The organism is Kitasatospora sp. NPDC089913 (genome assembly GCF_044748625.1).
Classification (GTDB): Bacteria; Actinomycetota; Actinomycetes; order Streptomycetales; family Streptomycetaceae; genus Kitasatospora.
Map to the genome: position 1 here is coordinate 230,376 of NZ_JBIVGI010000011.1, position 21,963 is coordinate 252,338.

23 protein-coding genes and 1 tRNA gene are annotated in these 21,963 nt (G+C 73.6%); 13 read left to right on the forward strand and 11 right to left on the reverse strand.

Annotated features, from left to right (window positions below; translation table 11 throughout):
* The first annotated feature begins 178 nt into the window (after positions 1–178).
* Together ACIPYS_RS19435 and ACIPYS_RS19440 are read left to right on the forward strand one after the other, a co-directional pair.
* Positions 179–367, forward strand: coding sequence for a helix-turn-helix transcriptional regulator (locus tag ACIPYS_RS19435; protein WP_400747472.1), 189 nt, complete (start codon positions 179–181; stop codon positions 365–367).
* Positions 367–1,743 (forward strand): tyrosine-type recombinase/integrase, encoded by a 1,377-nt coding sequence (locus ACIPYS_RS19440; RefSeq protein ID WP_400747474.1) that lies wholly within the window; start codon positions 367–369, stop codon positions 1,741–1,743. Before ACIPYS_RS19435 ends, ACIPYS_RS19440 begins: the two co-directional genes overlap by 1 nt.
* A 166-nt stretch (positions 1,744–1,909) precedes the next feature.
* Here ACIPYS_RS19440 and ACIPYS_RS19445 read toward each other — a convergent pair.
* A tRNA-Tyr gene (locus ACIPYS_RS19445) sits at positions 1,910–1,990 on the reverse strand.
* A gap of 215 nt (positions 1,991–2,205) precedes the next feature.
* Between ACIPYS_RS19445 and ACIPYS_RS19450 the strand changes: the two genes are divergently transcribed.
* On the forward strand, positions 2,206–2,694 hold the full coding sequence (locus tag ACIPYS_RS19450) for a YajQ family cyclic di-GMP-binding protein (protein WP_093861674.1): 489 nt from the start codon (positions 2,206–2,208) through the stop codon (positions 2,692–2,694).
* Between the two features lie 205 nt (positions 2,695–2,899).
* Here the strand turns inward: ACIPYS_RS19450 and ACIPYS_RS19455 are convergent, their stop codons facing one another.
* From ACIPYS_RS19455 to ACIPYS_RS19465, 3 genes are all read right to left on the reverse strand, one after another.
* Positions 2,900–3,550, reverse strand: coding sequence for a hypothetical protein (locus tag ACIPYS_RS19455; RefSeq protein WP_400747476.1), 651 nt, complete (start codon positions 3,548–3,550; stop codon positions 2,900–2,902).
* Between the two features lie 214 nt (positions 3,551–3,764).
* Entirely contained in the window at positions 3,765–4,316 is a 552-nt protein-coding gene (locus tag ACIPYS_RS19460; protein ID WP_197698610.1) for a hypothetical protein, read from the reverse strand.
* A 41-nt stretch (positions 4,317–4,357) separates the two neighbouring features.
* On the reverse strand, positions 4,358–5,167 hold the full coding sequence (locus ACIPYS_RS19465) for an ArsR/SmtB family transcription factor (RefSeq protein WP_400747478.1): 810 nt from the start codon (positions 5,165–5,167) through the stop codon (positions 4,358–4,360).
* 102 nt (positions 5,168–5,269) lie between these two features.
* Here ACIPYS_RS19465 and ACIPYS_RS19470 point away from each other — a divergent pair, with 102 nt between their 5' ends.
* The 7 genes from ACIPYS_RS19470 to mug all read left to right on the forward strand — a co-directional run bounded on the left by ACIPYS_RS19470 (position 5,270) and on the right by mug (position 13,494).
* Positions 5,270–6,610 (forward strand): MFS transporter, encoded by a 1,341-nt coding sequence (locus tag ACIPYS_RS19470; RefSeq protein WP_400747480.1) that lies wholly within the window; start codon positions 5,270–5,272, stop codon positions 6,608–6,610.
* Positions 6,611–7,022: 412 nt separating this feature from the next.
* Entirely contained in the window at positions 7,023–8,471 is a 1,449-nt protein-coding gene (locus tag ACIPYS_RS19475) for an APC family permease (protein ID WP_231978824.1), read from the forward strand.
* Positions 8,468–8,902, forward strand: a complete 435-nt coding sequence (locus tag ACIPYS_RS19480; RefSeq protein WP_093861671.1) for a hypothetical protein — start codon at positions 8,468–8,470, stop codon at positions 8,900–8,902. The genes ACIPYS_RS19475 and ACIPYS_RS19480 overlap by 4 nt, the downstream gene beginning before the upstream one ends.
* Before the next feature lie 31 nt (positions 8,903–8,933).
* Positions 8,934–10,286 carry a dipeptidase gene (locus ACIPYS_RS19485; RefSeq protein WP_093861670.1) on the forward strand — a complete coding sequence of 451 codons (1,353 nt, stop codon included), beginning with the start codon at positions 8,934–8,936 and terminating at the stop codon, positions 10,284–10,286.
* A gap of 184 nt (positions 10,287–10,470) precedes the next feature.
* On the forward strand, positions 10,471–11,589 hold the full coding sequence (locus ACIPYS_RS19490; protein ID WP_400747483.1) for a M24 family metallopeptidase: 1,119 nt from the start codon (positions 10,471–10,473) through the stop codon (positions 11,587–11,589).
* Positions 11,590–11,743: 154 nt separating this feature from the next.
* A complete protein-coding gene (locus ACIPYS_RS19495; protein WP_093861668.1) occupies positions 11,744–12,814 on the forward strand; it encodes a phosphatase PAP2 family protein in 1,071 nt (356 codons plus the stop codon).
* 35 nt (positions 12,815–12,849) lie between these two features.
* Complete coding sequence (gene mug, locus ACIPYS_RS19500; RefSeq protein ID WP_400747516.1) at positions 12,850–13,494, forward strand: G/U mismatch-specific DNA glycosylase; 645 nt, start codon at positions 12,850–12,852, stop codon at positions 13,492–13,494.
* Positions 13,495–13,497: 3 nt separating this feature from the next.
* On the opposite strand, the gene ACIPYS_RS19505 is transcribed toward mug, so the two are convergent.
* Positions 13,498–14,412 carry a LysR family transcriptional regulator gene (locus ACIPYS_RS19505; RefSeq protein ID WP_093861666.1) on the reverse strand — a complete coding sequence of 305 codons (915 nt, stop codon included), beginning with the start codon at positions 14,410–14,412 and terminating at the stop codon, positions 13,498–13,500.
* A 131-nt stretch (positions 14,413–14,543) separates the two neighbouring features.
* Between ACIPYS_RS19505 and ACIPYS_RS19510 the strand changes: the two genes are divergently transcribed.
* Complete coding sequence (locus ACIPYS_RS19510; protein ID WP_093861665.1) at positions 14,544–15,560, forward strand: NADP-dependent oxidoreductase; 1,017 nt, start codon at positions 14,544–14,546, stop codon at positions 15,558–15,560.
* Here the strand turns inward: ACIPYS_RS19510 and ACIPYS_RS19515 are convergent.
* Complete coding sequence (locus ACIPYS_RS19515) at positions 15,557–16,408, reverse strand: sigma-70 family RNA polymerase sigma factor (protein ID WP_400747486.1); 852 nt, start codon at positions 16,406–16,408, stop codon at positions 15,557–15,559. The genes ACIPYS_RS19510 and ACIPYS_RS19515 overlap by 4 nt on opposite strands.
* A 75-nt stretch (positions 16,409–16,483) precedes the next feature.
* On the opposite strand from ACIPYS_RS19515, the gene ACIPYS_RS19520 reads away from it, so the two are divergent.
* Entirely contained in the window at positions 16,484–17,152 is a 669-nt protein-coding gene (locus tag ACIPYS_RS19520) for an FMN-dependent NADH-azoreductase (RefSeq protein ID WP_400747488.1), read from the forward strand.
* 49 nt (positions 17,153–17,201) lie between these two features.
* Here the strand turns inward: ACIPYS_RS19520 and ACIPYS_RS19525 are convergent, their stop codons facing one another.
* The 5 genes from ACIPYS_RS19525 to ctaD form a co-directional block, all read right to left on the reverse strand.
* Positions 17,202–17,603: a YccF domain-containing protein gene (locus tag ACIPYS_RS19525; protein WP_093861662.1), complete on the reverse strand. Its 402-nt coding sequence runs from the start codon at positions 17,601–17,603 to the stop codon at positions 17,202–17,204.
* 133 nt (positions 17,604–17,736) lie between these two features.
* The gene (locus tag ACIPYS_RS19530; protein WP_162497194.1) at positions 17,737–17,925 is read right to left on the reverse strand and encodes a hypothetical protein; all 189 of its coding nucleotides are present in this window, start codon (positions 17,923–17,925) and stop codon (positions 17,737–17,739) included.
* A gap of 43 nt (positions 17,926–17,968) precedes the next feature.
* A complete protein-coding gene (locus tag ACIPYS_RS19535) occupies positions 17,969–18,931 on the reverse strand; it encodes a M48 family metalloprotease (RefSeq protein WP_400747491.1) in 963 nt (320 codons plus the stop codon).
* A gap of 10 nt (positions 18,932–18,941) precedes the next feature.
* Positions 18,942–19,397, reverse strand: a complete 456-nt coding sequence (locus ACIPYS_RS19540; RefSeq protein WP_093861659.1) for a BlaI/MecI/CopY family transcriptional regulator — start codon at positions 19,395–19,397, stop codon at positions 18,942–18,944.
* Positions 19,398–19,432: 35 nt separating this feature from the next.
* Positions 19,433–21,127 carry a cytochrome c oxidase subunit I gene (ctaD, locus tag ACIPYS_RS19545; RefSeq protein WP_093861658.1) on the reverse strand — a complete coding sequence of 565 codons (1,695 nt, stop codon included), beginning with the start codon at positions 21,125–21,127 and terminating at the stop codon, positions 19,433–19,435.
* Between the two features lie 235 nt (positions 21,128–21,362).
* Between ctaD and ACIPYS_RS19550 the strand changes: the two genes are divergently transcribed.
* Positions 21,363–21,836 carry a hypothetical protein gene (locus ACIPYS_RS19550; RefSeq protein ID WP_400747492.1) on the forward strand — a complete coding sequence of 158 codons (474 nt, stop codon included), beginning with the start codon at positions 21,363–21,365 and terminating at the stop codon, positions 21,834–21,836.
* The last annotated feature ends 127 nt before the right edge of the window (positions 21,837–21,963 follow it).

Sequence of the window (21,963 nt, forward strand, 5' to 3'; positions counted from 1 at the left end):
GGGAAAAGGCGATTTTCCCTGACATCCCTGACAATCCCTGACGCCCTGCCAGGAGCTAAAACCGCAGGTCAGCGATTTTCCCTGACATCCCTGACACTTTCCGCCCTCCGCGCCCGTCCGCGAGAGGTCCAGTAACGCTCCGCAACCACCATTCGCACCCGCCGATGGAGTCGCCGCCATGCCCACGCAGGACCCGAAGCTCAAGCTCGTCGAGGTACTCGAAGAGCTGGAGATGTCCCGCTCCGCCTTCTACCGCATGGTCGCCCGCGGGAAGGGCCCGAAGCTCATGAAGCTCCCCAACAACCAGATCCGTGTCCGCCGCAGCGCCCTCGACGTGTGGTGGGCCGAGCAGGAGGTCGCCGCCTGATGCCCACCTCGTACAAGGTGAAGTTCTGGGAGCACCGCCACCGGCCGGACCGGCGGACGCCGTGGATGGTGCGGTGGACGGTGGCCGGCCGGGAGTTCTCCGAGTCCTACCTGACGAAGACCCAGGCCGACGGCCGGAAGGCCGAGCTGCTGGTTGCCGTCGCCTCGCACCAGCCGTTCGACGTCGAGACGGGCCTGCCGCTGGCCGAGCTGCGGAAGCGCCAGCAGGAGGAGAACGCCGTCTCCTGGTACCAGCCCGGCCGGAACTACGTGGAGGCCCGGTGGGACGGGGCGCCGGCGAAGACGCGGACGACATGGGCCGACGCGCTGGCGACCGTGACGTTCGAGCTGGTCAGCAGCAAGGTCGGGATGCCGGACAAGCGGGTCGTCCGGCGGGCGCTGTACGGCTGGGCCTTCAACATGAACCGGTGGACCGACGAGCCGCCGGTCGACGTCGCCAAGGCGCTGGCGTGGGTCGCACGGCACTCGGTGGACGTCTCGGAGCTGGAGGACCCGAAGGTGGTCCGGAAGCTGCTGGCCGCGCTGTCGGTGAAGTTGGACGGCACGAAGGCCGCCGCGTCCACGATCCTTCGCAAGCGCCGGATCCTCCACCACGTCATCGGCCGGGCCGTCGAGGACGGGCTGCTGACCGCCAATCCGCTGCCGCTGGTCCAGTGGCAGCCGCCGCAGGTCGAGGAGGAGGTCGACCCCGAGTACGTGATGAGCCCGGAGCAGGCCGCCGCGATGCTGGAGGCCGTCGGGCGCCAGGGACGGCGCGGGCCGCGGCTGGTGGCGTTCTTCGGGTGCATCTACTACGCCGGGATGCGGCCCGGGGAGGTCGTCCACCTGCGCAAGGATCGCTGCGTGCTGCCTGCGGAGGGGTGGGGGAAGCTCAACCTCAACGGGAACAGCCCCCGGGTGGGGTCCGCCTGGACGGACACCGGCGCCTCGCACGACCCCCGGGGCCTGAAGCACCGCGCCGAGAAGGCCACCAGGCCGGTCCCGATCCCGCCGGAGCTCGTGCAGCTGCTCCGGCAGCACATCGAGGCGTACGGCACGGCGCCGGACGGCCGGCTGTTCCGGACCTTCCGCGACGGCATGGTGCAGGAGAGCGGGTACGGGGTCGTGTGGGCGGCGGCCAGGGCCGAGGTCCTGAGCCCGGACGAGCAGGCAACGCCCTTGGCGAAGCGGCCGTACGACGGCCGGCACGCCGGGATCTCGCTGTGGCTGGCCTCCGGAGTGGCTCCGGCCGAGTGCGCGCGGCGCGCCGGGCACAGCATCGCCGTCCTCCTCCGCGTCTACGCGAAGTGCATCCACGGTGACGAAGACCACGCCAACCGGCTGATCGCCGAACGCCTCCAGCGCCGGCCCGGCTGATCCTGGTCCGCGCCTGGTCCGGAACCGCTGGTCAAAGCCGGGATCCGGGCGGCATCAGGTGGGACAAACCTCGCGAAATGGCCACGACGGCACGGCGGGTGTTCGAATAAACAAAAACAGCCTCTGATCCGCGTTTCCGCAGATCAGAGGCTGTTTTTCTATCCTGTGGCTGGTGCAGGGTTCGAACCTGCGTAGCTTGCGCGACAGATTTACAGTCTGCTCCCTTTGGCCGCTCGGGCAACCAGCCAGGATGTTTGTCTTCCGGGGCTTGCCCCGTTCGACTGGGTAAACCTTACCCGATGCCGGGGGGTGGTTCGCCACCCGGTTCCGCGGGGCCGGACGGGCGGGTGCGGTGCGGGCGTCCCGGGCGGGGTCGGGGGTCGGCTGGATAGGCTGGGACGGCGGACGCCCGGTGGGGCGGGCCGTGTCAGTGCAGCCAGAACATCAAGGAGACCAACACCCATGGCCGACTCCAGTTTCGACATCGTCTCGAAGGTCGAGTGGCAGGAGGTCGACAACGCGATCAACCAGACCTCCCGCGAGATCTCCACGCGCTTCGACTTCAAGAACGTCGGTGCCGAGATCAAGCGCTCCGGCGAGACGATCGAGATGAAGGCCAACGGCGAGGAGCGCGTCAAGGCGATCCTGGACGTGCTCCAGAGCAAGTTCATCAAGCGCGGCCTGTCGCTCAAGGCGCTGGACGCCAAGGAGCCGCAGCTGTCCGGCAAGGAGTACAAGATCTTCGCGGACATCAAGGAGGGCATCTCCCAGGACGATGCCAAGAAGGTCGCGAAGATCATCCGGGACGAGGGTCCGAAGGGCGTCAAGGCCCAGGTCCAGGGCGACGAGCTCCGGGTGACCTCGAAGAGCCGTGACGACCTCCAGACCGTGCAGGCCCTGCTCAAGGGCAAGGACCTGGACTTCGCGCTGCAGTACGTGAACTACCGCTAGGCGCGGGCCGCCGCCGGGGCGGCGACCGGGCGAGGGCGCGGTGACGGGGACAGCCCCGTCGCCGCGCCCTCGTCGTGCTCCCCGGTCGCGCTCCGCCCGTCGGCGGTGGAGGTCCGGGCAGCGGGCGGCCCCGGCCGGAAGCCCTGGGTGGGCTTCCGGCCGGGGCTGTCGTCAGCCGGTCGTCGTCAGCCGGTCGCCGTCGGCGTCAGCGGGTGGCGGCGGCTGCCGCCACCGCGTCGCCGAGGGCCTTGGTCCGGGACTCGAGGGTCGCCAGCTGGTCCGCCAGGGAGGCCGGCGGGGCCGGGACGGCCGGGGTGACCGCGGTCGGGGGTGTCACGGTCGGCGGCGGGGTGGGGAGGGTCGGGAGGGTGGGCGGCGTCGGGAGCTGGCCGAGCAGCCCCTGGAGGGTGCTCTCCAGGGAGGCCAGGAGTTGCTGGACGACGCCGAGGTCGACCCCTCCGAGTAGGGCGGGGACCGCCGAGAGCAGGCCGCCGACGAGATCGAGCACGCCGCCGAGGGCGGAGGTCGGGTCGGGGGCGTCGGCGGGGAGCGCCGGGGCGGCCGGCAGGCCCGGGGCGGCGGGAGCCGCAGGAACGGCGGGCGCGGCGGGAGCCGCCGGGATCCCCGGTGCCGCGGGGAGATCCGGCAGGGCGGGCAGGGCGGGGAAGCCCGCCGGCAGCATCGGGGCGTTGGGGGGCGCCGGGACTGCGGGGAGGCCGGGGACGGTCACGGGGGTGATGGAGAAGGTCGTGCGGTGGGGGGCGTCGGCTCCGTTGCCGACGGCGGCGGAGGCTGTCGCGACCGGGGTCAGCGCGAGGGCTGCGGTCAGCGCGGCGGCCGTCCAGGTGGTGCGCATGGGGGATGCTTTCCTCTCGGTACAGATCGGGCGTCAGGCCTGATTCGGAGATCGGGCGTCATGCCTGACCTGATTCACACCGTGGGGCAGCCCCCTTGGCCCAGCCACCGCGTGTACGCCGAACGGTGCACGACACGCGGTGACACGCGACGACACGCGGTGGGTGAGTGGGTGAGTGGGTGAGTGGGTGAGAGGTCGTCCGGCCGGCCGGGCGTCAGCCGCCGGACACCCAGGAGGCCGTGGCCCGGTGGGCCCCGAGCCCGACCGCGTCGAACTCGTCGCGGGCGTCGTCGCCCTCCCCCACCCGGGCGCCGAGCCGCCGCAGGGCCTGGGAGATCGGACTGCCCTCGGGCGGGAAGGGTTCGAACTCACCGCTGGTGACGGGGCCGACGTCGAGCCGGCCGTCGGCCCAGACGGCGGCGCGCTGGGTGCCGGTGCCGCCGAAGTAGTCGGCCTCGACGCAGGCGATCGGCGCGGCCTTGGACCAGGCGGCGAGCCGGCGTTCGAGGCCGTCCGGGAACCAGTCGAACGGCACCGGGCCGGAGGCGCGCGGAGCCGCCGGGGCGGACGGTGCTCCCTGGGCGGACGGGGCTCCCGGGGCCGGCGGAGTCCCCTCCCCGCCGCGGAAGGCGGCCAGGAACTCGGGGGTCGCCGGTATCAGTGCCAGCCCCTGGGCGAGCGGCCGCGGGCGGGCGGCCGGAACCTCGGCGGCCGCCACCGCGACCAGCTCCGCCGGGCCGATCAGCGCCTGAAGTTCGTATGACATTCAGTCATCCTGAACCATGGCACCGACAGTCCGCCCGACGTTTACGATTCCGTGCCCGGCCCGCCGTCGTTCCGGGAGCCGACGGCCGGGGACGGCTCCGGAGCCGGAGCAGCGGACGGGTCCGGGGACGGGGCCGAGCCGGCCGCCGGGGCGGGGCCGACGCCGTACAGCAGGGTGAACAGGGTCACGTCCACCGCGTCCTCGGCGACGCTGTTCCCCTCGGCGTGCAATTCGTCGAACACCGCCACGAGTTGGCGACGCAACCGGATCAGCCGCTCAGGGGCGACCCGGTAGGTGAAGTGCGAGAAGAGACCCGACAGCGCGCCCGAGCCGTCCCGGGAGAAGTCGACCCGGCCGGCCGTCGCGTCGGCGCGGAAGTCGCCGCGGACCCGGTCCATCGCGGCGAGCATCGCGTCGTAGGCGTCGTTCCTGGTCGGGGAGTCGGACGAGAAGATCTCCGGGGCGAGCCGGAGCGACTCCTGTGCCGGGCCGTACCGGCTCTCGACGATGCCGGAGACCAGGCGGGTGCCGGCGACCCGGATCAACCCGGCCTTCTCCAGCTGCTTGATGTGGCGGTAGAGCTTGGTCTGCGGCTCGTCGAGCGCGGCCGCGATCTCCTTCGCGGTCAGCGGACCGGTCCCGGCCGCGGCCATCAGGACGTCGAGGATCGCCAGCCGCAGCGGGTCGGCCAGGGCCTTGAGGGTGGCGGCGTCCTCCACCCGGCGCTCCTTGAGCACGGCGGGACCGGCATCGTCCCCGTTCACGACGCCCCCGGCGTTCTGGGCGCTCTCGGCGTCCTCGGCGTTCTCGACCACGGCCTCACCCTCGCAGATCGCCGACGCTCCGGGCAATCACACCTTCACTCTTGCGCAAGCACTCACCATCACGCCATCATTCACGATGTTGTGAATGGTTACGCCACAGTGAGTGGCAGCCGACGGAGGGGCGGGCGAATGAGCACGGGCACCACGGCAGCGAGCACGACAACGAGCGCCGCGATCAGCGCGGGGAGGACGACGACGGACGGGGCGACGACGACCCCGCCCGTCCCACTGCGGCGCAACCGGCGCTTCCAGGCCCTCTGGGCCGGTCAGGCCGCCTCCACCCTCGGCCTGCAGATCATCGACACCGCGTACCCCCTGCTGCTCCTGGCGCTCACCGGCTCCTCGACGCTCGCCGCCGCGTTCGGGGCACTGCAGATCGGCGCGTCCGTGCTCTTCGGCATCCACGGCGGCTCGGTCGCCGACCGGTACGACCGCCGCCGGATCCTGATCATCGGCGACACCACCCGGCTGATCGCCTGCGCCAGCGTGCCGCTCGCCCTGGCGCTGGACCGGCTCACGGTCGTGCACAGCCTGCTGGTCGCCGTGGTGGTCGGCGCGACCATCGCCTACACCGGTCCGGTCCGACTGCTCGCGGTGCGCTCAGTGGTCCCACCGGAGCAGCTGCGGCAGGCGCTGGCGCAGGACGAGGCGCGGATGAGCGGCGCCGGCCTGATCGGGCCGCCGCTGGCGGGCGCGCTGTTCGGGCTGGGCCGGGCGGCGCCGTTCGTCGGTACGGCCCTCACCTCGCTGCTCGCGCTGGTCGTCGCGGTACTGGTCCGCTTCCCGGGCCGCCCGGAGTCCGCGGCCGGCACCGCCGGAGCCGCAGCCGCCGGGACCACCGGGCGCACCGGGCGCACCGGGCCCACCGCCCTGGCCGGCTACCGCTACCTGGCGCGCAACGCCCTGCTCCGCCCGATCCTCGCCGTCGTCCTGCTGATCAACCTCGCCGGCGCCGCGATGCTGCTGCCGGTGATGGTCGTCCTGCGAGGCCAGGGCACCTCGGACAGCGGGATCGGGCTGGCACTGGCCGGCGAGGCGGTCGGCGCGCTGGCCGGCGCCCTCCTGGTGCGCCGGCTGCACCGGCTGGCCGGGCCAGGGACGCTGCTGCTCGCGGTGTCCTGGCTGACCGTCCCGGTGGTCCTCGCGCCGCTGCTGCCCGGCGGACCGGCCACCGTCTTCGCGGGGCTGTTCCTGGTGGGCCTGGGCGTCCCGACACTGCGGGTGATGATCGACGTCCTGGTGTTCCAGCAGGTCCCGGACGCCCTCCGGGGGCGGGTGATCGCCGCGACGATGACGATGTTCACGGTCGGGATGCCGGCCGGGACGGTCGGCAGCGGGCTGCTGCTCGACCGGCTGTCCCCCGCCGCCGCGCTGGGCACGGTGGCCGCCCTGCTCGCCGCGGGCCTGGTCCCGGCGACGGCCGGACGGACGCTGCGCCGCGCCACCTGGCCGGAGCGCACGGCAGCGTGACCCCACCACAGCCCCCGCTCTCCGACCACCACCCCTCCGGCCCCCTCCGTCCACCTCCCCTTTCAGCACCACCACCCTCCTGACCACCACCCCTTCAGCACCACCACCCTCCTGACCACCGCTCACCCGGCCGGACGCACGCCGCATGCGGCCGCATCGCCAACCGGGTGAACTGGCCGGGTACGGCCCGCCCCGGGGCCACACCCCGGACCAGTGCTGTCGGGCCACCCCAGGAGGACCCATGAGTTCCATGGACATACCGTCGTCCGGCCGGGGCAGTCCCGGCACAGGCGCACCCCTCGGCGGCACCTCCGGCGGAGGCACCTCCGGCGGCGCACCGGACGGCCCGTCGCAGCGGTCGGCCCGCGAGCGCAGCGGCTCGGTGGCCACCAGGATCGCCAATGCGCCCCGGATGTCCTGGCTGACGCTCGCCCTGATGACCACCAGTTCGGTCGCCAGCCTGCGCGCCGCGCCCACCATGGCGGTCTACGGCCTCGCCTGCGTCTTCCTCTACCTGCTCCCGGCGATCGTCTTCCTGCTGCCGACCGCGCTGGTCTCGGCCGAGCTGGCGTCCGGGTGGGAGGGCGGCGTCTACCGCTGGGTGTCGGAGGGCCTGTCGAAGCCCCTCGGCTTCCTCGCCGTCTGGTGCCAGTTCGCGATGACGATCTTCTACTACCCGTCCCTGCTCGCATACGTGGCCTCGACCATCGCCTATGTCGTCAACCCCGCGCTGGCGAGCAACGGCCTGTACACCGCGATCGTGATCATGGTGCTCTACTGGGCCGGCGTCTGGGTGTCCTCCCGGGGCACCAAGGCGGTGGCCGGGCTCTCCTCGATGGGCCTGGTCATCGGGACGCTGATCCCCGGCACGCTGCTCGTCGTGCTCGGCATGGTCTTCCTCGGCCAGGGCAACCAGTCCGCCGCGCCGATGAACGCCTCGCACATCTTCCCGCAGTGGACCGGCCTGGCCAGCCTGGTGCTGATCGTCAACAACTTCCTCAGCTACTCCGGCATGGAGATGAACGCGGTGCACGTCTCCTCGCTGCGCGACCCCGCCAAGGAGTTCCCGCGCTCGATGTTCACCGCCTCGGGGATGGTGCTGGCGATCTTCATCCTCCCGGCGCTGGCGATCAGCTGGGTGGTGCCGTCCGCCGAGCTCAGCCTGACGGCCGGCGTGATGCAGGCCTTCGACGCCTTCTTCCAGTACTTCCACATCGGCTGGCTGACCCCGGTGATCGCGGTGGCGCTGGTCGCCGCCTCGCTCGGCGGCATGCTCACCTGGCTCGCCGGGCCGTCCAAGGGCCTGCTGCTGATCTCCCGCCAGGAGGGCTACCTCCCGCCGTTCCTGCAGCGGCTCAACAAGGAGGGCATCCAGCAGAACCTGCTGGTCACCCAGGGTGTGGTCACCACCGTGATCGCCCTCGCCTACGCGCTGATCCCGAACGTCTCCAGTGCCTACTGGGTCTTCTCGGTGATCACCACCCAGGTGTACCTGATCGTCTACCTGCTGATGTTCGCCGCAGCGATCCGGCTGCGCCGCACCCAGCCCGACCACCCGCGCGGCTACCACGCCCCGGCGCTGGTCCCGATCGCGGTCACCGGCCTGGTGGCCTCGGCGGCGGCGATGGCGATCGGCTTCGTACCGTCCTCGCAGTTCGGCAGCGGCTCGGTCTGGTCGTACGTGCTGATCGTCGGCGGCGGACTGCTGGTGCTGGGCCTGTTGATCCCGTACCTGTTCCTGCGGCTGCGCAAGCCGGAGTGGCGCTCGCCCGAGGCACAGGCCGAGCTCGCCGCCCAGGAGGCCGCCGAACTCGGCGGGGCGGGGGCGGACGGCCCCCGGAACGACGGAGGTGCGGCATGACCGGCATGATGGCCTCCCGGCACCGCTGGATCTACCTCGGAGCGATCGTGCTGCTGGTCGGCATGCTGATCACCGGCCTGCTCACCTACACCCAGCTGCACCAGACCAACGAGGCCAACCGCAAAGCCGAGCAGCTGAGTTCGGCACTGAGCGCGGCCGGCTACCCGGTGCCCACGCAGAACCAGATCGTGCACACCCTGGGCGAGGACGGCGGAGCCGTCTGCGAGGACCCTGCCGACGCGCTGAAGCAGGCCCAGTGGAAGTACGGCATGTCCAACGGCGCGGCCGGCCCGGGTCAGCGCCCGGTGCTCTCCGACCGCGAGGTGGTCTTCGCCGAGTCGATCGTGCTCTCGGTGTACTGCCCGGACAAGCTCGCCGCCATCAAGGACAAGATCGCCGACCTCAAGCTCGACGACACCGTCCGCAACTGACGCCCGGCCCCAGCTCCCGCAGGAGACCCCCATGACCGACGAACTCGCCCGCCGGATCGCCGACCTGATGCCGCGCGCCAAGGCCGACCTCGCCGAACTGGTCGCCCTCCCCTCCGTCGCCGACCCGCGCCAGTACCCGCCCGAGAACTGCCGCCGGGCCGCGGAGTGGGTCGCCGCGGCCTTCACCGAGGCCGGACTGCGCGACGTCCACCTGGAGGAGACCCCGGACGGCAGCCACGCCGTGGTGGGCCACCGCCCGCCGCCGCCCGGCGCGCCGACCGTCCTGCTCTACGCCCACTACGACGTCCAGCCTCCGCTCGACGACGCCGCCTGGACCTCCCCGCCGTTCGAGCTGACCGAGCGCGACGGCCGCTGGTACGGGCGCGGCACCGCCGACTGCAAGGGCAACATCGTCATGCACCTCACCGCGCTGCGGGCCCTCGGCGACGACCTCCCGGTCGGCCTCAAGCTGGTCGTCGAGGGCTCGGAGGAGCAGGGCACCGGCGGCCTGGAGGCCTATGTGCCGCCGCACGCGGGCGAGTTGCACGCGGACGCGCTGCTGGTCTGCGACACCGGGAACGCCGCCGTCGGCGTCCCCACCGCCACCACCTCGCTGCGCGGTCTGGCGAACGTGGTCGTCACCGTCTCCGCGCTCGGCGGCGACATGCACTCCGGCATGTTCGGCGGCCCGGCCCCGGACGCGCTGGCCGCGCTGATCCGGGTGCTCGACTCGCTGCGCGACACCGACGGCGGTACCCGGATCGACGGGCTGGACTGCACCGGAACCTGGGCCGGGGTCGGCTACGACGAGCAGCAGTTCCGCACCGACGCCGGCGTCCTGGACGGGGTCCGGCTGACCGGCTCCGGCACCGTCGCCGACCGGCTGTGGGCCCGGCCCGCCGTCACCGTGCTCGGCATCGACTGCCCGCCCGTGGTGGGGTCCGCCGCCGCGATCCCGGCCACCGCCCGGGCCCGGGTCAGCCTGCGCGTGCCGCCCGGGACCGACCCGGGCACGGCCAGGGACGCGCTCACCGCCCACCTGGAGGCCGCCGCGCCGTGGGGCGTGCGGATCGAGGTGGCCCCGGAGAGCACCGGTTCGCCGTTCCGCGCCGCCACCGGCGGGCCGGCGTACTCCGCGCTCGACAAGGCGATGCAGGAGGTCTACGGACGGCCGATGTCCTTCCTCGGCCAGGGCGGCTCGATCCCGCTCTGCAATGTGTTCGCCCAGGCCTTCCCGGAGGCGGAGATCATCCTGATGGGCGTCGAGGAGCCGCGCTGCCTCATCCACGCGCCCAACGAGAGCGTCGACCCCACCGAGATCGAGCACATGGCCAACGTCGAGGCGCTCTTCCTCCGGCACTACGCCGACTCGCACCGGCCGTGACGCGACGGCGCCGCCCGTGACCACCCCGCACCGACCGCCGCCCGCATCCGTGCCCGCGCCCGTACCCGCACCCGTGACGAACACGCACCACCCGTGCTGGAGTTGACGCGCAACCGGCCCGCCCGTCGACCGCACCGCACCGCACCGTCAGGAGACCCGCATGCCCCCGCCTGGAGAGTCCCGCATGCCCCGCCCCTTCACCGCCGAGGACTACCGCACCCGCCTCGACCGGGCCACCGCCGCCGCCACCGCCGCCGGACTCGCCGGACTGGTCGTCGCCCCCGGCCCGGACCTCGTCCACCTGACCGGCTACCGGCCGACCGCGGTCACCGAACGGCTCACCGCCCTCGTCCTCACCGCCGGACGCGAGCCCGTGCTGATCGTCCCCGCCCTGGAGCGCCCCGACGCCGAGCGGGCCGAGGGCGCCCCCGCCGTCCGGCTGCTCGACTGGACCGACGGCCAGGACCCGTACGCCGCCGCCGTCCCGCTGCTGGACCCGGCCGGGCGGTACGGCGTCTCCGACAACACCTGGGCGATGCACCTGCTCGGCCTCCAGTCCGCCCTGCCGGGCGCCGGCTGGACCTCGCTCACCGAGACCCTGCCGATGCTGCGCGCGGTCAAGGGACCGGACGAGCTGGAGCGCCTCGCCGCGGCCGGCGGCGCCGCCGACGCCGCCTACCGGGGCATCCTGGAGGTGGAGTTCGCCGGCCGCCGGGAGACCGACGTGGCCGCCGACCTCAGCGCGCTGCTGATCCAGTACGGGCACAGCCAGGTCGACTTCACCGTGGTCGGCTCCGGCCCCAACGGCGCCAACCCGCACCACGAGGCCGGCGAGCGGATCATCGAGGCCGGCGACACCGTCGTGCTGGACTTCGGCGGCCTCAAGGACGGCTACGGCTCCGACACCACCCGCACCGTGCACGTCGGCACCGATGTGCCGGACGAGGTGCGGAAGGTCCACGACGTCGTCCGGCAGGCCCAGCAGACCGCGTTCGAGGCCGTCCGGCCCGGCGTCGCCTGCCAGGAGATCGACCGGATCGCCCGCCGGGTCATCACCGAGGCCGGGTACGGCGACTACTTCATCCACCGCACCGGGCACGGCATCGGCATCACCACGCACGAGCCGCCGTACCTGGTCGAGGGCGAGCAGCAGCCGCTCGTCCCCGGCATGTGCTTCTCGATCGAACCCGGCGTGTACCTGCCGGGCCGGTTCGGGGTGCGGATCGAGGACATCGTCACGGTCACCGAGCAGGGCGGCCGACGGTTCAACAACACCCCGCACGAGCTCGGCATCGTGTCCTGACGCCGGCGCGGGAGACCGGAGCCCCGGGAGCCCCGGGACCACCCGGTCGGCCGTCGCCGCACTGCACCAACCGGGGCAATTCTGAACCCTTCCTGAACGGACCGGACGTTCGCACCGAGAGTTCTCCAAGAATGCCTTGCTAGCTTCGACCGGCATGACCAGAATGCTCCGCCCGGCGCCGCCCACCCCGTCCGCGAGCGCCGGGCGGCTGCGTCCGGCCACCGGTCCCCGGAGCGGCCGGCGCACCGGCGCCGCCGCCCGCCTCCGGCTGCTGGCGTGGCCGCTCTACCTCGCCGCCCTGCTGTGGTACCTGCGGGCCTACGGCCTGCCGTACACCAATGACCTGGTCTTCCTGTGGCTGATCGGTGCGCTGGTGGCCGCCGGTGTGCACAGCGGCCACGGTCCCCGCGGCTTCCTGCTGGTGCTGCGCGACTGGGTCCCGGTGATGGCCGTCGTCTGGACGTACTCGCTGCTGCGGGGCTACGGCGCGCACACCCCCTGGGGCCCGTACCTGTGGCCGCAGCAGCGCGCCGACGAACTCCTCGGCTTCGGCGAGACCCTGACGGTCCGGCTCCAGCACGGGCTGTACACGCCCGGCGCGCCGCACTGGTACGACTACGCCGCGGTCACCGTCTACATGTCGCACTTCTTCACGGTCTTCGTGGTGCTCGCGGTGCTCTGGCGCCGCCGCCACGACCGGTTCCGGCACCTGCTCACCTGCTACCTGGTGCTGACCTTCGCCGGCTTCGCGACCTACATCCTCTACCCGGCGGTGCCGCCGTGGCTGGCCTCCCAGGAGGGCCACCTGCCGGCCCTGACCCGGGTGGTCTCGGACGTGCTCGGCCAGAGCGGACTGCCCCGGGCCGCCTCGGTGTTCGAGAACGGCAGCCAGTTCGCCAACGACGTCGCGGCGATGCCCTCGCTGCACTCGGCGTACCCGGCGATGCTGCTGTTCTTCTTCTGGCCGACCGCCACCCGGTGGGTGCGGGCGCTGCTGGTCGCCTACCCGCTCGCGATGACCTTCACCCTGGTGTACGGGGCGGAGCACTTCCTGGTGGACGTCTTCGTCGGCTGGGCGTACGCGGCGGCGGCGGTGTACGGCGTGCGGTGGCTGCGGGAGCGGCGGCGGACCAGGTCGCTGGCGGCGAGCGGGCCGGCTCCGGTCCCCGCGGCGGCGGAGGCGGGCGTCCGGGCCACGGCCGGCACCGGCAGACTGGACCCGTGACCCACAAGCCCACCAGGAACCCCGCGCCGGGCGCGGTGGCCAAGCCGACCGCCGAGCAGCTGCTCGGCGCCCGTGACAGCACGATCGAGGACATCACCGCCCCCGGTCTGCGCGTGCTGTTCTGCGGCATCAACCCCGGGCTGTGGTCCGGCGCCACCGGCCACCACTTCGCCCGGCCCGGCAACCGCTTCTGGCCCGCGCTGCACCGCTCCGGCTTCACCCCGCGGCAGTTCCGCCCGGACGAGCAGCGGCAGTTGCTCGGCCTCGGCCTCGGCATCACCAACGTCGCCCCGCGCGCCACCGCCAAGGCCGACGAGCTGACCGCCGAGGAGCTGCGCGCGGGCGGCGCGGCGCTCGCCGAACGGGTGCTGCGACTGCGGCCGCGCGCCCTGGCGGTGCTCGGCATCGGCGCCTACCGCACCGCCTTCGGGCGGCGGACGGCGTCGATCGGACGGCAGGAGCAGGGCATCGGCGACACCGCCGTCTGGGTGCTCCCCAACCCCAGCGGTCTCAACGCCCACTACACCCTGGACGCGCTGGCGGCGGAGTTCGCCGGGCTCCGCGCGGCGCTGGACCGCGCGGACGGCCCGGCGGAAGAGCCGCTGGAGGAGCCGGCGGAGGAGTTGGCCGACGGCCCGGCGGAGGACCGGTCCGCCGGGCCGGCGGACCGCCGAGCCTGAGCCTCAGGCCGCCGTCAGCCCCTCGGGCAGGGCCCCGCCGCGCAGCTCCCGCAGCTCCCGGACCAGCGCCCGCACCGCCGCCGTGCCCGCGAGCTCCGGCGTCGTCACATACCCGACGTACCGGCTCGGCGGGTTCGGGCCGAGGTCGGTGACGGCCAGCCCGGGCGGGGCGCCGAGCAGGGCGGTCCGGGGCATGATCGCCATCCCCAGGCCCTGGGAGACCAGCGAGACGGCCACCGTGTCGTCCTCGACGTCGATGGTCGAGGGCGGGATCCAGTCCTGCCGGCCCCACCAGTCCCGGGTGTAGGAACCGCAGTTCTCGTCCCAGTCGACCAGCGGCAGCCCGCGCGGCGCCGGGTGCCCGGCCGGGTGCGCGAGCGCGTAGGTCTCCTCGAACAGCCGGGCCGCGACCAGGCCGGGCACGGGCGGCGGCGCGGCGGGGTCGAGGGTCGCGAGGCCGAGGTCGGCCCGGCCGTCGGCGACCTCCCCCGCGGTGCCCCGGCCGATCTCGCGGACGATCCGCACCCGCGGCGTCAGCCCCGGGTGCCGTGCGGTCAGCCGGGCCAGGACCGGTGGCAGCAGATGGGCGGCGACGCTGCGGAACGCGGCGATCCGCAGCGTCCCGGTGACCTCCCCGGCCCGGTCGCCCGCACCGGTCGCCCGCACCTCCGGGCCCATCACCGCCAACAGCCGCAGGATCCGCCGGGCGTACGCGACCGCCCGCTCCCCGGCCTCGGTGGGGCGCGCGCCGTGGCGCCCGCGCTCGAACAGCACCGCGCCGAGCTTCCGTTCGCAGGCGCGCACGGCGTGCGAGACGGCGGACTGGCTGCTGTCCAGGCGCGCGGCGGCGGCCGTGAAGCCCTGCTCCTCGGCCACGGCGACCAGGACGCGCAGTTCGTGCGGGGCGAGATCGGTCATGGCGGCGACGCTACCGGATCCATCGATTCCGTTCATGGAACCGCTCCATCCATCGACGGCGGCCCCTGCCCGGCCGCCCACCGGCTCCCTACGGTGATCTTCACCGCCCCGTTCGCACCCCTGGAGCCCCCGTGTCCCGCCCCACCGCCCGCGTCGTCCACCTCGTCTCCCGCCCGACCGGCGAGCCCACCGCCGACAACTTCGCCTTCCTCGACGAGACCGTCCCGCCGCTCGCCACCGGCGAGGCCCTGGTCGAGAACATCCACCAGTCCGTCGACCCGTACATGCGCGAGGAGATGGACGCGACCGGCGGCTGGCGGCTGCACGCCCCGCTGGAGGGCCGCACCCTGGGCCGGGTCGTCGAGTCCCGGACGCCCGCGCTCCCGGTCGGCACCCTCGTCCACCACCGCCGGGCCTGGCGCACCCTCTCCGTGGTCACCCCGGACGGGACCACCGTCCTGCCGGACTTCGCGGGCGTCCCGCTCAGCGCCCACCTCGGCATCCTCGGCGGCACCGGGCTGTCCGCCTGGGTCGGCCTGACCCGGATCGCCCGGCTGCGGCCCGAGGAGACGCTCTTCGTCTCGGCGGCCGCGGGCGGCGTCGGCACCGCCGTCGGCCGGATCGCCCGGCTGCTCGGCGCCGGCCGGATCGTCGGCAGCGCCGGCTCCGCCGCCAAGGTCCGTCACCTCACCGAGCACCTCGGTTTCGACGCCGCCTTCGACTACCACGAGGCGCCGATCACCGACCGGCTGCGCGAAGCCGCCCCGGACGGCCTGCACGTCTACTTCGACAACGTCGGCGGCGACCACCTGGAGGCCGCCGTCGACGCCCTGCGCGAGGGCGGCCGGATCGCCTGGTGCGGGGCGGTCGCCCAGTACAACAGCCTTCAGGCGCCGCCGCCCGCGCCGCGCAACCTCTTCGACGTGGTCGGCAAGAGCCTGCGGCTGGAGGGCTTCCTGGTCCGCAACCACCTCGACGCCCGGCCCGAGCTGTACGACTTCCTCGTCCCGCACCTGCGCTCCGGCGCCGTCCGCCCGGACGAGACGGTCGTCCGGGGCTTCGAGCACGTCGTCGACGCCTTCCTCGGCATGCTCAAGGGCGCCAACACCGGCAAGATGATCGTCCAGCTCGCCGACGAGCCGCGCTAGCGCGCGTCCCGGCCGGGCAACGAGAGCTCCAGCGCCGCCAGCCGCGCCGGGTCCGCGACCACCTCGAACCCGGCCACCCGGCCGTCCAGGACCTCGAACCGCAGCAGCAGCCGCAGCCGCCCGTCCGGCGCGATCGCCGCACAGACCTCGCCGTCCACCAGCACCGGCACCGCGAACCGTGCCCGCCGCCCGATCACCCGGGTCTCCCGGGCCACCGCCCCGGCGCCGCGCAGCAGCACCGGCCGCCCGGCGGGCAGCGCGGCCGGGTCGGCCCGGCGCACCACGTCCGGCGCGAGCACGGCGAGCAGCGCGTCCAGATCACCCCCGCGGGCGGCGGCCAGGAACGCGTCCACCACCTCGCGCTCCGCCGTCCCGTGCTCCGCGTCCGCCCCCCTGACCCGCTGCCGGGCCCGGCTCGCCAGCTTCTTCGCGGCCGCCGTGTTCCGCCCGACGATCGGCCCGATCTCGTCGAACGGCACCGCGAACCCGTCGTGCAGCACGAAGGCGACCCGCTCGGCCGGGCCCAGCCGGTCCAGCACCACCAGCATCGCCCGCCCCACCTCGTCGACCAGCTCCGCCTCCTCCTCCGGCCCGTCCACCGCCGCCTCGACCACCACCGGCTCGGACCGCCGCCCCCGCAGCACGTCCAGGCAGATCCGCGACACCACCGTGGTCAGCCACCCCGGCAGGTTCTCCAGCTCTGCCGGGTCCACCCGCTCCAGCCGCAGCCAGGCCTCCTGCACCGCGTCCTCGGCCTCCGCCGTCGACCCGAGCATCCGCCGCGCCACCGCCCCCAGCCGCGCCCGCTCGGCCTCGAACCGCACCGCCAGTTCCTCGCGCCCGTCCATCGGTCACCTTTCCGTCCGCGCCCTCGTCACGGGACTGACGATGCCCACCCCCCGAAGGTGACCAGGAGCCCTCCCATGCCCGCCTTGCTCCACCTCGACTCCAGCGCCGGCCCGCTCGAGCACTCCGTCAGCCGCCGTCTCACCGCCCGCTTCGCCCGCGCCTGGCAGGGCCGCCACCCGGACGCCGGCTACCGCCACCGCGACCTCGCGGCCGACCCCGTCCCACTGATCGGCCCCGGCTACGCCTCCCTCGGCATCCGCGTCGAACGACACGGCGCCCCCGTCCCGCTCGCCGACGTCCCGTCCTTCGCCACGACCCCGTCCGAGCACCACGAGTGGTCCCTGACCCACCCCCTGATCACCGAACTGCACGCCGCCGACACCCTGCTGCTGGGCGTCCCGATGTACAACTTCACCGTCCCGGCCGCCCTCAAGGCGTGGATCGACCGGATCACCTTCCCCGGCGCCCACACCGGCCGCCTCACCGCCACCCGCGTCGTCGTGGTCGCCGCCCGCGGCGGCGGTTACGGCCCCGGCACCCCGCGCGAGCCCTTCGACTTCCAGACCCCGTACCTGCGCGCCTGGTTCACCGAGCACCTCGGCGTCCCGGACGCCGGCCTCCGCTTCGTGCACGCCGAACTCACCCGCGCCACCGACATCCCCGCCCTCACCCCCTACCGCGACCTCGCCACCACCTCCCTCGGCACCGCCCGCACCACCCTGACCGCCCTCGCGCGCGCCTGAACACACCGAAGGGCCGGCGGGAGCACCCGCCGGCCCTTCTCCACGCTCGCTACCGCCCGCCCCAGGGCTCGTCCGTCGAGACGATCTCCCGCCCCAGCGGCATCAGCGACACCGGGATGAGCTTGAGGTTCGCCCAGCCGAACGGGATCCCGATGATCGACAGGAACAGCGGAATGCTGGTGACCAGGTGCATCAGCGCCAGCCACCACCCCGCGAACACCAGCCAGATCACATTGCCGACGCACGAGGGCGCCCCGGCGTCCGGCCGCTCCACGGCCTTCCGCCCGAACGGCCAGATCACGAACCCGGCCAGCCGGAACGACGCGATGCCGAAAGGGATGGTGATGATCAGGATGCAGCAGATGACACCGGCGATCACATAGCCGATCGCCATCCAGATGCCGCAGAAGATCAGCCAGATCACGTTGAGAACGAAGTCGATCACCTTCATGTCCGGCACCCTCTCACGCGCGACGACCGGCCCCTACGACCCAGATGCCCGCCGAGCTGCGTGTCTACGCGCCCGGGAACCGCATCTCAGGGACAACTCGGGGGCCGCACCTCGGGGTGCGGACGCGGGGCGGTCAGCGCTTCCGGGCGCGGTGCTCCCTCAGGAGGGCGGTGAGGCGGGCCGGGTCGGCGGCGCCGTTGAGCTCGGCGAGCAGCGCGTCGGGGCAGAGCTCGTAGTGGTCGCCCCACCAGCGGCCCGCCTTGTTGTCCCGGATCCGGTAGCCGCCGGGGACGCCCCGGGCCACGTAGCGACGTCCAGCCATGGACCGGACGGTAGACCGGGGGCCGGGCCGGGCGCCACCGGATTCAGAGCGGGGTGACGGCCTTGAGGATGAGCAGCAGGGCGACGGCGGCGTTGAGGGCGGAGAGGGCCGAGGCCGCGGTGCCGAGGGCGGCGACCAGGGCGGCGAGGCCGGCGGGGGTGCGGGCGGGGGGCCAGTTGCGGGCGGTCGGCACGGGGCCGAGGAGGGCCGCGACCCGGCGGGGGACCGGGCCGGGGGCGGGGCCGGGGGCGGCGAAGGCGGGGAACACCGTGTAGGCGGCGGGAGCCGTGCGCGCGGCGAGGGCGGCCCGGGCGACGGCCCGCGCGGTGACCCGGCGGTCGCCGACGGCCTGCGCGGACTCCTCGTCGGCCCAGCGCTCCGCGCTGTAGGCGACGGCCCGGTGGAGCGGCCGCAGGAACGGGTTGACGCAGCCGGCCAGCTGGGTGGCCAGCAGGTGGCGGTGGTGCCGGTGGGTGAGGTGGGCGCGTTCGTGGGCGAGCAGCGCGGCCCGCTCGTCCTCGGCCAGGCCGTCGAGCATGCCGGTGGAGACGACCACCCGCCCGGGCGAGCGGGGCGAGCCGGGCAGCGCGTAGGCGTACGGCGCCGGGTCGGGGAGCAGCGCGACGTCGGAGGCGGCGGGCAGGGCCCGGCCGAGGGCGCGCCGGGCGCGGGCGCGGATCCGCAGGTGCCGGACCAGGGTGCGGCCGACCGCGAGCAGGACGACGGCGAGGGCGAGCAGCGCCGCCGTGCCGACCGTCTCGTGGTAGGGCAGGGCGTCCCTGACCTCGGGGTCGGACCAGCTGTCGGGCAGCGGGTTGCCGGGGAGCTGCGCGGTGCCGACGACGCCGATCAGGCCGAGGCTGACCGCGCTGCACAGCGCCATCACGATGCTGAACCCGGTGAGCAGCCGGGCGGCGCCGCGCGGGTGGAGGTGCTGCTCGGTGAGACGGGCGATGGGCAGCGCCGTCAGCGGCAGGACGAGCGGGAGGAAGACGAAGAAACCCACGGTGAGGAGGTCAGCCTTCGCGGTCGGGGGCCGGGGCGATGGCGCTGTCGAGCAGGGTGCGCAGCAGTTCCTCGTCGTGCGGGAGCAGGGCGGTGACGAAGCTGGCGAGCACGGCGTCCCGGTCGGGTTCGCCGTCCAGGACGCGGCGCATCCGCAGGGCGGCGAGGCCGGCGGCGTCCGAGGAGGCCTGCCAGAGGTAGGAGCGGCCGGCGCGGGTCCGGCTGACCGCGCCCTTGGCGTGCAGCCGGGAGAGGATCGTCATCACGGTGGTGTAGGCGAGGTCGCCGTCGAGGCGTTCCTGGACCCAGCCGGCGGTGGCGGGGCCGGGTGCGTGCTGGAGCACCGCCAGTACCTGGGCCTCCAGTTCGCCCTGGCCGCGCCGCCGGGCCCGCGGGTCGCCGGTCACCGGGTCGCCGGCCACCGGGGCGTTGGTGTCCTCTGCGGTGTCCGCGGTGTCCTCTGCCATGCGGTCATCCTAACGAGCGGGCGTGGGGCCGGGAATCAGCGCTGTGGTTCGCGGACGTTCCGCTGTCGGTCGAGTGCGGCGATCCCGGGGTGGTGGAGGTCGAAGGCGGGCGATTCGGAGCGGATCCGGGGCAGGGTGGTGAAGTTGTGCCGGGGCGGCGGGCAGGAGGTGGCCCATTCCAGCGAGCGGCCGTAGCCCCACGGGTCGTCGACGGTGACCCGCCGCCCGTTCCGGGCGGTGTGCCAGACGTTGTACAGGAACGGCAGGGTGGAGATGCCGAGCAGGAAGGAGCCGATGCTGGAGACGGTGTTGAGGGTGGTGAAGCCGTCGGTGGCGAGGTAGTCGGCGTAGCGGCGGGGCATGCCTTCGGCGCCGAGCCAGTGCTGGACCAGGAAGGTGCTGTGGAAGCCGGTGAAGAGGGTCCAGAAGTGGATCCGTCCGAGCCGCTCGTCGAGCATCCGGCCGGTGAACTTGGGCCACCAGAAGTGGAAGCCGCCGAACATCGCGAAGACCACCGTCCCGAACACCACGTAGTGGAAGTGCGCGACGACGAAGTACGAGTCGGAGACGTGGAAGTCGATCGGCGGTGCGGCCAGCAGCACCCCGGTGAGGCCGCCGAACAGGAAGGTGACCAGGAAGCCGACCGTCCACAGCATCGGGGCCTCGAAGCTGAGCGAGCCCCGCCACATGGTCCCGATCCAGTTGAAGAACTTCACCCCGGTGGGGACCGCGATCAGCATCGTCATGACCGCGAAGAACGGCAGCAGCACCTGTCCGGTGACGAACATGTGGTGCGCCCAGACGGTGATCGACAGGCCGGTGATGGCGATGGTCGCGGCGATCAGGCCGCTGTACCCGAAGACGGGTTTGCGGCTGAACACCGGGACGATCTCGGTGACGATGCCGAAGAACGGCAGCGCGATGACGTAGACCTCGGGGTGCCCGAAGAACCAGAACAGGTGCTGCCAGAGCAGTGCCCCGCCGTTGGCCGCGTCGAAGGCGTGGGAGCCGAACCGCCGGTCGGACTCCAGGCAGAGCAGCGCGGCCGCCAGGACCGGGAAGGCGAAGAGCACCAGGACGGCGGTGAGCAGGGTGTTCCAGACGAAGATCGGCATCCGGAACATCGTCATCCCGGGGGCGCGGAAGCAAACGATCGTGGTGACGAAGTTGACCGAGCCGAGGATGGTGCCGAAGCCGGAGAAGGCCAGGCCCATGATCCACAGGTCCGCGCCGACGCCGGGGCTGTGCTCGGCGCTGTTGAGCGGCGCGTAGGCGAACCAGCCGAAGTCGGCCGCGCCGTCCGGGGTGAGGAAGCCGAGGACGGCGATCAGCGAGCCGAACAGGTAGAGCCAGTAGGCGAGCGCGTTCAGCCGGGGGAAGGCGACGTCGGGGGCGCCGAGCTGCAGCGGCATGATCCAGTTGGCGAACCCGGCGAACAGCGGGGTCGCGAACATCAGCAGCATGATCGTGCCGTGCATGGTGAAGAGCTGGTTGAACTGCTCGTTGGAGAGCAGTTGCAGGCCGGGGCGGGCCAGCTCGATCCGCATCAGCATCGCCATCAGCCCGCCGAGCAGGAAGAACACGAAGGCGGTGGTGAGGTAGAGGGTGCCGATCCGTTTGTGGTCGGTGGTGGTCAGCCAGCCGACCAGGGCCCGGCCGCGCCGACGGCGGGCGGCGGCGCGGCGCCGTTCCGTCCGCGGGGAGCGCGAACGGCGTGGGGGCTGCTCCACGGGGTCCTTCGGCAGAAGAGTCACGTGCCGCGCCTTCCGGGTCCGGGGCAGGGGTCGGACCAGCAGTACCGGTCGGCCGGCCGGGGCGGCCGGGGGCGCGCGGGGCGGGTCACCCGAACAGGTGCGGTCCGGTTGCCACGCCGCGGGCGGGGTCGGACGGTCGAAGTCCGTACCTCTCTCCGCACACCTGTCCGGGGTGCCTGTCGGACCCCGGCGTCCGGTTCTGGAGGAATCCATGAGCAGCAGCACGTCTCCCCCGCCTCCCGACCAGCCGCCGCCCTGGCGCTCCGGCTCGGACCGACCGCCGCCGGCCTCGCACGGCGGGTTCCGCGAGTGGGCGCCCGGCTTCGTGGTGTTCGCGGGTGTCCTGATGCTGATCAACGGCATCATGGAGGTCCTCCGGGGCATCATGGCGGTCCACGACGACGAGGTCTTCCTGACCACCGACCGCTACGTCTTCCGGTTCGACCTCACCGGCTGGGGCTGGATCCACATCGTGGTCGGCGCGCTGGTGGCGCTGGTCGGCGCGTTCCTCCTCAAGGGCGCCTCCTGGGCCCGCTACGCCGGTATCGCCCTCACCGCGGTGAGCGCCGTCGACAGCTTCCTGGCGATGCCGTACTACCCGGGCTGGTCGATCGTGGTGATCGCGCTGGACGTCTTCATCATCTGGGCGTTGTGCGTCCACAAGCCCGGCGCCGCCGGGTACTGAGCCCGCCGGCGGGCCCGGGGGGGGGGGGGGGGGGGCCCGCCCCGGGGGGGGCCCCCCCCCCCCCCCCCCCCCCCCCCCCCGGGGGGGGGGGCGGGGGGCCGGCCCCCCCCCCCCCCCCCCCCCGCCC